This is a genomic window from Streptomyces sp. NPDC006643, from assembly GCF_042870175.1.
Classification (GTDB): Bacteria; Actinomycetota; Actinomycetes; order Streptomycetales; family Streptomycetaceae; genus Streptomyces.
In genome coordinates this window covers 117155-129159 of record NZ_JBIAHA010000006.1, presented here as the reverse complement: position 1 = coordinate 129159, position 12005 = coordinate 117155, and the positions used below count along the sequence as shown (strand labels likewise).

Here is a 12005-nt window from a genome sequence, read left to right as displayed (position 1 = left end):
GTTCGCAGGACCGCCGCTCGTGCCTGAGCGGCCATGGCACCGGTGCCGACGCGGGGCTCGCTTCGGAGGCATCCGGGAAGGCTCGCCGCCCGCCTGCACCGTGAGTTGCGTGGCGTGACGGTCGTGGATCTTCCGTAGCGGACACCAGCTTCCGCCCTCGGGGGGACTTCCCAGGGCTGCCGGTACCCATCACGGCCGGCAGCCCAACCGAGGGCGGGCGCCCGTTCCCTGTGACGGACGGACGGGCGATCCCGTGCCCAACCGGGCCCGGAACCACCAAGAGAAGGGGTGCGGCATGGCCGCGACCATCACGCCCGAGACCGACCAGCCCGAGATCACCGGGTGTGACACCGAGACCACCATCGAGCGCGAGCGGGGCAGGGGCGACATGGCCGAACCGCTCGATCTGGTGGGCGGATTGTTCGCCGCGTAGATCGGCCGGCCAGCTCCGTGAACACCGTTCCGGAGGGGCGGGGAAGGGCAAGCAACGGCCCCGCCGGGACGATCACCACTCAGACACGACAAGGGGAGACCAGGTGACGAAGAAGCCCAAGGCGACGCAGACCCACACCGGCGGTGCGTCGGACGGATACACGGTCCGTAGGAGTCGAGCGCTGGGCGCCACCCCGGACGCGAACGGCAATCGGGCGGACCGGCGGGCGGCAGCCAAGGAAGCGAAGAAGAAGGGCGGGAAGTAGCGCGCACACGCGACATCCCATCCCCCAACGCGCAGGTACCGACAGGCTGCCTGAACTCACAACTCCCTTCCTGTGCCGCCCTTTTGGTGGGCCCGCGCAGGTTCAGGGGCACGACCCCCGCTCAAGGGCGCTACATGCCCGTGAGCGGGCCGCCGCCCTGGCCGGGAGGCCAATGCCGACCGCGATACGGCCGGACTGGCTCCCACCCCGGCCAGGGCGCGAGCACCCCCAAGGCCCTGAACCGGGCGCAACCGGATCAAGGCCCCACTCCACAGGAGCGAGAAGGAGCACCATGCATTCTGCACTGCTCGAAAACCCCGAAACTCCCACGCGCTATCGGGTCATGACCGGCGAGGACGACGACCGCGCCCGCCGCGGCACCAAGGCCCTCGTCGGCCGCTCGGACTGCTCGCTGTACTGCGAGGACTCGGCCACCATCGAGCGCACGATCGAGGCTCTGCGGCTGTCCGACGAGGAGCTGCGCAAGCGCCCCGTGGCGGAGAAGAAGTACGACTGGCAGTCCGTCTTCGTACAGCCCGACACCGGCAGCACCGAGGGCGGCGGGCACGTCCTGTTCGGCGTCGCCTGGTACGACGAGACGTACTTCACCGAGAAGGCCCAGGTGTACGGCAACACCATGCACCAGCGCATGTTCAGCAAGCTCGGCGTCGGCGCGAACCATGTCGAGGTCACCCACTGGCGGGCCGTCCCGGCTGCCTGACCGGACACGCACACAAGGCTGACGCCTGCCGGGGGCCGGCTCCGCACGGAGCCGGCCCCCGGTCCGACCCGGCTTGTAGGGAGAACACTGTGAACGACCTGCACGAGCAGGCAGCCCGCTGGGACCAGTGGGCGCCGCACTACGACGAGGACACCCGTAACCAGGACCCCGGTCCGGCCGCCGACGGCTTGGCGCGCCTCGCTGGCGAGGGGAAGGCCCTGGAACTGGGCATCGGCACCGGCCGCGTCGCGTTCGCACTCGCCGACCGGGGCATTCCCGTGTTCGGGCTAGACGCTTCACCGGAAATGATCCGCCGCCTCGAAGAACACCAGGACCGGCTGCCCGCCGGCCGCCCCGCCGTGCGGGCCCGCCTCGGCGACATGGCCCTGTTCGACCTCGGGATCCGCTACCCGCTCATCTACATCTCGGCCAGTACGTTCTTCCTCCTCACCAGCCAGGAAGCCCAGGTCAGCTGCTTCCGCAGCGCCGCCAGGCACCTCACCCCCGACGGGCACTTCGTGATCGAGGCCGCGGTCCCGCACACCTCGGGCATGGCGGCCGAACGACAGCAGATGATCGTCCGCGAGATGAGCGAACACCATCTGAAGTGGTCGGCCTTCGTCCACGACTCCGTGGCGCAGACCGTCCACGCCCAGGAAGTACGCATCGGCCCCGCCGGTTACCGTCTGCTTCCCAACGTCATGCGCTACGCCTTCCCCAGCGAACTCGACCTGATGGCGCAGCTCGCCGGCCTGCGTCTGGAGCGCCGGACCGCAAACTGGGACGACTCCCCGTTCACCACCATCAGCACGCACCACGTGTCCCTCTACAGTCACCAACCAGCAGACAGTGCCGCCCCATCGCCCGCCGGAGACACCGCATGACCATCCCCGAGCAGATCCTCACCGACGCCTTCGGCCCCGACGCCCTTGACGCACGCGTCAGCTTGGTGGCCGACCGGCGAGGCACCGCCCTGTGGCGCGTACGCCACGAGAACGGCGACCAGCACGCGCTGAAGATCACCACGGCGTGCAGCGACCCCCAGGGCCACGTCGACTCCGAACGCCTCGCGCTCGTCGAGGCCCAGCTCCTCCAGGCCCTGGAGCGAGACGGCGTGATCACCGGCTTCTACCACCAGCACGGTCACCTGCCCGACGGTGAGGGCAGTTGGCTTGCCCTGCGGTGGCTGCACGGCGAAGAAGCCGACACCGCCTTCGCGAAACTGCGGCATACCCCCAGTGACCGGACTGCCGCCAGCTACGCGGCGGCGATGGCCGGTGCCGTCGCCGACCTCCACGACAACGGCTGGCGCCACGGCGACATGCAAGAGGTCCACTTCCTCCTGCACGACGACGGGGCGCACCTGCTCGACTTCGCCATGGCCCAGCCACCGGCCCCCGCCGGCCCCGCCCCCGTCACCTACCGGGGCGCGTACGACTTCTTCAACTCCCCCGAACTGGCAGCCCGCCGACTGGCCACCAAGCCGTCCGAACACCTGGAACTGACCACCGCCTCAGAGGTCTGGTCCCTGTGCGCCACGATCTACGCCTGCTGGACCGGCATCTACCCGATCAGCGAAAAGAACACCCAGCTCAGCACACCAGCCCTCCGCGCCGAACTCGCCCAAGGCCGCTGCCGCGACCTCACCATCACCAGACCGTGGGCATTCCCGGCCTTCGAGAAGGCCATCTTGGCCGGCCTGACCATGGACCCGGCCCAGCGCCCGACAGCACGACAACTCCACCACCGGTTCCAGGAACTGAGCTAGCGCGTCTCTGGCGAAGGGCGGGGCGATGTGACGGTGGTCGGGAATGGCCGTGACGTAGGCTCGCGGTGAGGGCGAGGCGCCAGGCCGAGATTCCGGCACCGGTGTGAGGGAGGGGTCGGGATGTTCGGTCGGAAGAAGAAGCTCACCGATCTGAACGATCTGATGGCGCGGCTCCGGCCCGATCTGAGTCGGGAATCGCTCGGCGTCGGGCCCGATTTCCCGGGCGTCGCCCCGAACCCGCTCCTGAGCGGTGACGCACGGAAGCGCAATGCGGAACTGCGTACGGGGGCGCTCGCCCTCGGCGTTCTCGTCGACTGGCGGGAGGTCAGCAGCGACGGCAGTCCACGCGTGGTCCTGATGCTCGACGTGGAGACCGCCGGCGGCACCTCGTTCCGCGGTATCGCGGACGAAGACCTCACGATCACCGAGCTGACCCGACTCGCCCCAGGACAGGCGCTGCCCGTGCGCTACCGGCCGGCCGTCATGGACCACTACGTCGCTCTTGCCCGGGACGCGGACCCCGCCCATGTGCAGCGGCTCTCCGACGAGATCGCGAGCCGCAGGCGGACCTGACCCGAAGCCATTGGCCGGATCCCTGGGCCGGCAGCCTCCCTTGGTCGCGGTCTGCTTACCGTGAACGCGCGCTGCGCAGGGCCACGACGCGGACATCTCAGAGCCCCGTCAACACCTCCGTCCTCGGCCACCACCCCGGGCGTCCGCCTCGCCACAAGGGGCGACCCTGCTGACCGCGCGGCCAGTTCGCCGCAGGCAGACAGGAAAGACCCACGAAGGACTGGGCACCGTCGGCGGAGCATGCCAACGTAGACAACCTCCCCGAAGATGCCAGGTCAGGGGAGTAGTTGCTCGTGACCGCGGCCCCAACTGGCCCCGGATGATCTGCCACCGTCGAGGCTCTGCCACTGTCCCGTTCCGCTTCGGAACACGCCCCCGTTCCCCGGAGGGACGAACAGCGCCGTACCTCGGGGGACAGGTCGAAGTGGCCCTGCTCGGCCAAGACCTGCAAGGCGGCCACTAGAACTCGCTGCCGCTATACGGCCGAGAGTCAGAGACGCAATTGAAGCCACAGCCCGTTCACTCAGTGAACGGCACAGAGCCTCGCTGTCCACGAAGCGAAAGGCGCCGTCGTCCACGTGCGCGCCTGATTCAGCCACTCGGAGACCGGTGGCAGTGATCGCCGCAAGCCCGTTCAGAATCTGAACGGCCGCCGCGTACAGACACTGAACACCTCTCCTGTTCAGCTTCTGAACAGGCATGTCTGCCCGTGGGGTCGAAGCGGCCAAAGCACGCCCCGTACTTGAGATCCAGCTCGACCGGCAGCCGAAGAAGGCTCCCGAGACGGTCGTCCCCGCGCCGCCCCGCTGGCGGCATGTAGCCACGTACCCCTAGCTTTGGAGGCGCCCCTGTACCCCGAGTTCCCGCTCCAACCGCCCAACCCGTCCGGGGCCCAGGCGTTCTGGGCCGGTCCCCGGTATCTGGCCGGCGACGACGGACAGTTCTACGAAACGGTGGCCGACGCGCTCGCGAGGCTCGGCTGGACGAACCTGACGATCGTCCGCGGACGGCAGGAGCCGGACGAGGCGCCGGAGGACCGGCAGGTCCTGCGGAGCACCGTCCTGCACATCAGCCCCGACACCCTCCGCTGGGCCCAGTGGGTCCTGGCCGACGAGCCGTTCCTCCTCGGCGGGCTGCCGGTCGCCTGGCAGATCTCCGCCCGGACGAACACCAACAGCCCGCTCGCCGCGTGGTCGGCCTACTTCACCCCGGACGTCCCCGGAGAAGCCGTAGCCGACTTCATCGCCGCACTCGACAACCGCGACCAGCCCGCGTTGCCGCTCGGCGGACCCGAGTTGGTCCTCGACGCGGTCACGGCGCACGGCTGGCTCCGGGACATCGACCAGCCCCATGCCAGCGCGACGGACCCGATGTTCACCACCTACCTCAGCCTCGGAGACGTGCCGCCGCTCATCCAGGACGGTGACCCGCACGCCCTGACCCTCGCCGCCGACGACACAGGCCCGGCCGGATGGCAGGCATGGGCCGAACCCGCCCTCAGGGAACCGTACTTGTGGGCCGCGTCGTTCTCCGCCGGCGTACCGCACGACCTCGTCGCCGCCTTCGCCGCATCCCTCAGCAGCACCGCACCAGTCCTGCGCCACGTGCTGCCCGAAAGCACGAAGGAACGGCTCCTCCTCGCCCCCGCCAACTAGCGGTTCAAGGGCCCCTGCGATCCGGTGAGCGAAGCGTGGCCTCCCAAATGAGGCAGCAAGGGTCACACTGCTCTACTTCGGGGCACCCCGTGCGGGAATCACAGGCCGAGAGCGCGACGGATTCTGAGATCGCACCGCGTGGACGGGGGACTTTCGTGGGCCGCCTGCTGATCGAGCTCGGGTCAGGAACGTCTTCGCCCGGGGCGATGACGGCCCACGGCAGGCCGTACGAGTACGAGGAGGCCATAGGTACCGGTGTGGACGCCGACTTCTTCGTCGTCTAAGACCTGGTGAAGATGGCCTTGGGGGTGCTAGAGGCCGACCAGCGGACGAAGAAGATCCGGTCGTCCGAGAAAGGCACCTTCATCGCAGGCTCGGAAAAGAGGTCGAGGAGTGCCGCGCTTAAGAGGTCGTTCTCCTTGATGAGTCGCCGATATTTGATCAAGCTGGCGGCTATAGCGGTGAAGACGAGGGAGTTCCCTGGTCGCCGCACACGACTACCGCGAGACGGGAGCTCACTGCGATCACGCGCTCGTCAGTCGCGCCCGGCCCAGCTAGCGTGCAGACTGCCGCATCCTCAGCTGCAACTCGATTCGGGTATTTGATCTACCACCTTGCCGCTACGGTCTCATCGGGGGCCGATGAGGGCACTCTCTGTTCTTCTGCGCAGAACGGGCGTTGGCGAAGGATCGGTGAGGATGTGGCTATGAGGGGAACGGCACGCGTGTGGATATCGGTGATGGTGACGTTGACCGGACTGGCGGCCGTTGGGATGGTCCTGATGGCTGTTTTCGCGGATCCTGACACGACAGAGCGGACTGTGGGGGTGGTGGGTGCGGTCCTCGCCATGGGCGGCTTGTTGGTGTCTGTGATCGTCCTGATCCGCAGCACAGTTGGTGGGTCTCCAGGTGGGCGTCGCGTGCGTGGAGGCCGAGGGTCGATCGTGGCTGGAGGCAACATCACTGGCTCTGCGATCGGGAACAACTCTAAGGTGACCGGTCCTCACACCACGCCGAGTAGTGCTGGGAGGCGGAACGCAGATGATGTGCGAGCTGGTAGAGACGGGATCGCGACCGGTGGTGACATTACGGACAGCGCCCTCGGGGAGGGTAGTGAACGGTGAAGTTGTTTTCCTGGCTTCTCGGCAAGAGCCAGACCACCGCTCCAGGAGGCGAAATTCCCGTCGAAGCCGCGCGGACGGTTTCTGCCGGTCCGGGTGCGGTCGCGGCCGGCGGAGCAATCGTCGGTTCTGCGATCGGTGAAAACAGCAAGGTCACGTTCATTGCAACGCAGTACGTGACCGACGGGGGCGCGGCGCTGGGTGCGGGCGGGTCCGGCTTCGATCAGGCGCTAGGGACCTTGCCGCCCGTGCTCCAAGAGGAAGCGCGCCGGTTGTGTGATCACTGGCCTCACGTGGGAGTGGTCGTCAACCAGCTTCCGATAGGCAGGACTTCGCGCAAGAACATACTGGAGCAGTGGGCCAGGCACGAGCCGCAGTGGCTCGTCAGCGCCCCCGCCGATGCATTTCCTTGGCTAGCCCAACTGGCGTCGGCATACGATGCCCGCACCGCCTCGTTCTCCTTCTATGAACGGGCGGTACGCGAGGGCGGATTCCCTCGTGACCTTTTCGTCGTACTGGCTGCACTGCAGGCAGAGACATTGACCGCGGGCAGCGCACGTTCGTATCTGACTGCCCATCAAGATCTGGACTCGCCGCTGTTTCACGCCTTGGGATCTGTCCTCGACGGCGACCGGCCCGCAGCCCTGAGCCATCTCAGCCGGTGGACGCCTCCTGATGACAGTGCGCAAGCTCTGCAACTTCTCCTCACAACGGACGCCCTCGTAGGGCAGGACTTGACCGACCAGGCTCTGCCAGCTCTGAGAGACGCTGATATCGCGCGCTTTCCTCAGCTTGGGCTGGCGCTGGCCCAGACCCTGCTGCAGCGAGCTACGCGCCGCGCTACGCGCCGTAAACTCGCCGACGCCCAGGAAGCCCTGGCCGTCAGCCTACGGGTGCGTAACGCACGTCGGGAATGGTTCGGTGACAGTGCGGCAGCGGTGGTCCTGGGGATGCAGGCCGCACTGCTCAGCCAGGATGCGGCGACCGCCTGGGCGCTCTCACAGCTGGCTCCAGAAGGAGACGCCAACGCGCAAGAAGCGGAGGATCCTCGGGTCCTGGAAGAGAGTGCCCTGATCGCGGCGATGACGGGCCGCGAATACCGGGCGCGCGAACTCTTGGACGTGGTGACAAGCCCGTTCGTCACAGCGCAGGTGTTGGCTGTGCTGGAGGAACGCCGTGCCAACAGTGACAGCGAGGACGAGCGGGTAGCCGAAGCCTGGCAACACGCATGGGATGCAGCGCAGACGGGACCCGAGCAGCTCATGGCGGCCATGGGACTGGTGGAATCTGGGCAGAGCCTGCCTGGGATCACTCACTTGAGGGGTGACTATCCCGAAGCAGTAGCGGATCTTGAGAAGTTCGCCCGCGCCGTCAGCGGTGCAGCGGGCGGCGATCTGTCGGTTCTGCGTGCCAACGCGAACCAGAGTCCGTTCATCGCCCTGAATCTGGCGCAGCGCTATCAACAACTCGGCGATTTCGAAAGGGCTGCGGCCACCCTGCAGGAAGCCGCAGCACAGTGGCGCGATGCGCAGCTGATGTCAACAGCAGCCCGCACCTATCAACAAGCGAGGGATTACGAGAAGGCTAAAGAGTGCGCTGAGAGCGCGCTGAGGATCGCCGGCCCAGGCTGGGCAGCGCAAGGTGCGATGTATGAGCTGCTCGTTGAGACAGAATCCGCTGCAGGGAACTGGGAGTCGGCCACCGACGCGGCCATCGTGCTCCTGAGATTGGACCCGCACAATCTGGACGCGCGCTGGGCCCTGGTGAGGTGCTATGCCACACGGGCACAGCAAGACGAAGCGTGGCAGACGCTCACCGAACTCGGGGAGGCAGTTGCACCAAGGCGCCGCAATGAAGCGCTCCTGTGGGTTCAACTGGGGGCACGCTGCTCTGCTGATCCACAGTTCGTCGGGCGTGCGCTGGAACTGATGCAGAACTGGCCACAGGATGACGAACTGCTAGGGGTCTTCCTGGGAGTTCTTTACTGGCGCACCACCACGTCACAGCCCATGACTGCAGAGACGGCCGAGCTGATGCGTGAAGCGAGCTCGGACTACCTGGAGCGCTTCCCGGACAGCGTCTACTTCCGCGCCCTCGATGCCACGGATCCGCAGGCGGTGCTCGACGAGATCGGCGAGATTCTGCGCCGCGAGCACGAGGACCGTCGTGAGATCCGAGAGCGGATCAATCAAGGCCAGCTTCCCATGGGGATGCTGGCCCTGATGACCGGCAGGTCATACGCCGAGTTGTGTGTGCGGCTCACTGCAGGACGGCCTGGTGTGTTCGCCTCCGACCCGTCCGCAAACGCGGTGGAGGCGGGTGCTATCCAAGCCGCGCTGACCCGGCGGGTGGTCGTGGATACAAGTGCGGCGGTGTCTCTTGCCCTGTTGGAGCGGGGCGCCACCGAACGGCTCATCGGCTCCTGCCGGAGCATCGTGACAACCGACCAGATCGTTGGCGATGCTTTCCACGCCCTCGACTTCTTCGCCCAGCGGTCCGGTGCCACGCTGGTCTGGAATGAGGACGAATCACGGGCGAATCTTCACGTTGCTCCGGATGAGGAGGTGAGTGCCTTGCGTCGCACGCTCGAGCGTGCCGTTGACATTGTGCGTTCACTGCCGCGGGTGGCCCGACCGGAGTTGCGTGCACTGCCGGGGATGCCTGCTGGCCGGGGTACGGAGGCATGGCTCACGGGCTTGGATCTGGCCAAAGAGCACGGCCTGGTGTTGTGGTGCGACGACCGAGCACTGCGCGCGGCCGCCCGGTCGGTGGGTGTACCCGCATTCGGAACGCTCGCCCTGATCGACGCGTGCCAACGCGAGCAGACCATGGCACCGGAGGAGGCGATGGCTTTGAAGGCCGAACTCCTGCGGAATTTCTACATGGACATACCCTTCTCCAGCGACGTGTACGGTTTTGCAGCGCAGGCCGACGGTTGGCACGCACGAGGGGTAGCTGCCGCGATCGCACGGCCGACGGCCTGGGCCGATGTGCAGGGCGTGGTGCGGTTGGTCCTTGATGCAGTTGCACAGATCATCGCTTCAGAACCGGACCATGCTTCGGCCTGGCTGGCAGCTGCTTACGCGGGCCTCTGGCGGGCAACGCTGCCCTCCCACAGGTCCGGCAACCTGCAGAAGCTTTCCGTCCAAGCCCTGACGCAGCCCTGGGTCTCCGCCTCAGCACTGCCCTTTCTCTTGGAAGGTCTACGCAAAGGGGCTGCGGAGGTTCAAAGCGGTGACGGTCCGCTGTTGGCCGCTCTGGGTCGCTACTACGAGGCGCTAGTTCAGGAAATAGGGCATCCCTGGGCAGGAACGGCGCTCATGAACCTGTTCAGTCAGGCTGCCGAGGCGGACAAGTCCGCAGCTGCACGCATCGTGCTAACCCACCGTGACTAGTGGCACAGGTCAAGGAGCAATGCTCAAGACTTGTGGATCGGTTCCGGGAGGGCACGCGGAGGGCGTACCTTCCCGAATGATCCTTAAGGTCTCCGAGTAGGCCCGCGTTGCAGCGCGGGTCGGGAAGGTACGCCCAGTGCTCAGCGTAGTCACCGATGACGGCTCCACCCAGTCCGGCTCCCTGATCGACGAGATTGTCCGTGAAGGCGCCCGCCGGATGCTGGCTGCCGCTCTGGAGGCGGAAGTCAACCAGTACATAGCCGAGTTGGCGGCCGAGACCGACGAATCTGGTCGTCGCCTGGTGGTCCGCAACGGCCGCCACCGGCCCCGGACCGTGGCCACGGCCGCCGGGGCCATCGAGGTCAGGGCACCGCGGGTGAACGACCGTCGCGTCGATGAGTCCACGGGCGAGCGCAAGCGGTTCTCCTCGAAGATCCTTCCGCCGTGGTGCCACAAGTCGCCCAAAGTCAGCGAGGTGCTGCCGCTGCTCTACCTGCACGGCCTGTCGTCCGGGGACTTCGTGCCCGCGCTGGAGCAGTTCCTCGGCTCGGCCGCCGGACTGTCGCCGGCCACGGTGACCCGGCTGACGAAGCAGTGGGGCGAGGACCACACAGCCTTCCAGGCCCGCGACCTGTCCGACCGCGACTTCGTCTACGTATGGGCCGACGGGGTCCACCCCAAGATCCCCTCGGCCAGGCACACTCGTGCGTCCTGGTCCTGCTCGGGGTGCGCGTCGACGGCACCAAGGAGTTGATCGCTATCGCCGAGGGGCTGCGCGAGTCCACCGAGTCTTGGGCCGACCTGCTGCGCGACTGCCGCCGACGCGGCATGCGCGACCCGGAGCTGGTGGTCGGCGACGGCGCGATGGGCCTGTGGAAGGCCCTGGCCGAGGTCTTCCCCGCGGCCCGCCATCAGCGCTGCTGGGTCCACAAAACCCGAAATGTGAACAATGCCCTGCCGAAGTCCGCCCAGCCAGGCGCGACGAAGGCAATGCAGGAGATCTACAACGCCGAAGACCGCACCCGCGCCGAGAAGGCGATCACCGCGTTCGCGAAGACCTACGGCACCAAGTGGCCCAAGGCCGCCACGAAAATCACCGACGACCGGGAGGAACTGCTGGCGTTCTACGACTTCCCGGCCGAGCACTGGATCCACCTGCGTACCACGAACCCCATCGAGTCCACCTTCGCCACCGTCAAGCTCCGCACCAAGGTCACCCGCGGCGCCGGCAGCCCCGCCGCGGCCCTGGCCATGGTCTTCAAGCTGGTCGAGTCCGCCCAGGACCGCTGGCGCGCGATCACCGGCGCCCACCTGGTCGCACTGGTTCGTGCTGGCGCCACTTTCGAGAATGGTGTCCTTGTCGAGCGGCAGGAGCAGGTCGCATGACCGACGAAGCACTCCAGCCGCAGGAGCCGGCCGAGCACCTGCGCTTCTGGGCTTACCTCAGCGCGCTGGAACAGGTCACCGACGCCGACGAGCCCGAGCTGATCCGCGAGGTCCTCGCCGATCCGGACCAGATGATGGCCGAGTCCGCCGTCCTACGGCACCTGGACCACCGCGCCAGCGCACTCCACCTCGGACCTGGCTACGAGCCCTGGGCCGAGATGATGACCGAAGCCACGACGAGCTCTCCGTTCCTGGCGCAGCGCCTGCAGGAGTGGTCCCTCTTCCGGGCCGTCGCGCAGGGTCAGCCCTGGCGCCCGGACACCCTCCTGGGCTCATCCAACTGGCTTCAGCTCATAGTGGCCACCACGTCGAACACCGACGCGGTCAGCCTCCTCGCCGAGCAAGGCCGCACCAAACGGATCCGCAACACCGCCAAGACCACCCTCCAGCGGCACAGCTCACACTGATCCGCAGGTCACTTCATCCACAAGTCTTGACGATTGCTCCAGGTCAAGCGGGAGGGCATGTTCAACATCTGTGTGTCGGGCAGTCCAGCAAGGGACTCTAAGAGGTCAATTCAGTTGCTGAGTCTGCGGTGAAGAAGCAGGGGCGCGGCTGTCGTGGAGGTTCGGGCCAAGATGCCCACTGACAGAGGCAGGCCGCAGGCGATCGGGCCTGGACCGGACCCG

At 67.1% G+C, this 12005-nt stretch carries 11 protein-coding genes and 1 pseudogene; all 12 read left to right on the top strand.

Features of this window, described 5'->3' with window-relative positions; translation table 11 throughout:
* Positions 1-295: 295 nt before the first annotated feature.
* The 12 genes and pseudogenes from ACFYNU_RS10330 (at position 296) to ACFYNU_RS10275 (ending at position 11783) form a co-directional block, all read left to right on the top strand.
* Positions 296-433, top strand: a complete 138-nt coding sequence (locus ACFYNU_RS10330) for a hypothetical protein (RefSeq protein ID WP_356587537.1) — start codon at positions 296-298, stop codon at positions 431-433.
* Positions 434-536: 103 nt separating this feature from the next.
* Entirely contained in the window at positions 537-698 is a 162-nt protein-coding gene (locus tag ACFYNU_RS10325) for a hypothetical protein (protein ID WP_356587535.1), read from the top strand.
* A 292-nt stretch (positions 699-990) separates the two neighbouring features.
* Positions 991-1419, top strand: a complete 429-nt coding sequence (locus ACFYNU_RS10320) for a hypothetical protein (RefSeq protein ID WP_356587533.1) — start codon at positions 991-993, stop codon at positions 1417-1419.
* Between the two features lie 89 nt (positions 1420-1508).
* Positions 1509-2303 (top strand): class I SAM-dependent methyltransferase, encoded by a 795-nt coding sequence (locus tag ACFYNU_RS10315; protein WP_356587531.1) that lies wholly within the window; start codon positions 1509-1511, stop codon positions 2301-2303.
* Complete coding sequence (locus tag ACFYNU_RS10310; protein WP_356587529.1) at positions 2300-3187, top strand: lipopolysaccharide kinase InaA family protein; 888 nt, start codon at positions 2300-2302, stop codon at positions 3185-3187. The genes ACFYNU_RS10315 and ACFYNU_RS10310 overlap by 4 nt, the downstream gene beginning before the upstream one ends.
* Before the next feature lie 120 nt (positions 3188-3307).
* Entirely contained in the window at positions 3308-3760 is a 453-nt protein-coding gene (locus ACFYNU_RS10305; protein WP_356587527.1) for a hypothetical protein, read from the top strand.
* 699 nt (positions 3761-4459) lie between these two features.
* Entirely contained in the window at positions 4460-4594 is a 135-nt protein-coding gene (locus ACFYNU_RS10300; RefSeq protein ID WP_356587525.1) for a hypothetical protein, read from the top strand.
* 2 nt (positions 4595-4596) lie between these two features.
* A complete protein-coding gene (locus tag ACFYNU_RS10295; RefSeq protein ID WP_356587523.1) occupies positions 4597-5415 on the top strand; it encodes a DUF317 domain-containing protein in 819 nt (272 codons plus the stop codon).
* Between the two features lie 155 nt (positions 5416-5570).
* Positions 5571-5699 carry a hypothetical protein gene (locus tag ACFYNU_RS10290; protein WP_356587521.1) on the top strand — a complete coding sequence of 43 codons (129 nt, stop codon included), beginning with the start codon at positions 5571-5573 and terminating at the stop codon, positions 5697-5699.
* 835 nt (positions 5700-6534) lie between these two features.
* Positions 6535-9930 (top strand): hypothetical protein, encoded by a 3396-nt coding sequence (locus ACFYNU_RS10285; RefSeq protein WP_356587519.1) that lies wholly within the window; start codon positions 6535-6537, stop codon positions 9928-9930.
* Between the two features lie 136 nt (positions 9931-10066).
* Positions 10067-11316, top strand: a pseudogene (locus tag ACFYNU_RS10280) (IS256 family transposase).
* Positions 11313-11783, top strand: coding sequence for a hypothetical protein (locus tag ACFYNU_RS10275; protein WP_356587517.1), 471 nt, complete (start codon positions 11313-11315; stop codon positions 11781-11783). The pseudogene ACFYNU_RS10280 and the gene ACFYNU_RS10275 overlap by 4 nt, the downstream one beginning before the upstream one ends.
* The last annotated feature ends 222 nt before the right edge of the window (positions 11784-12005 follow it).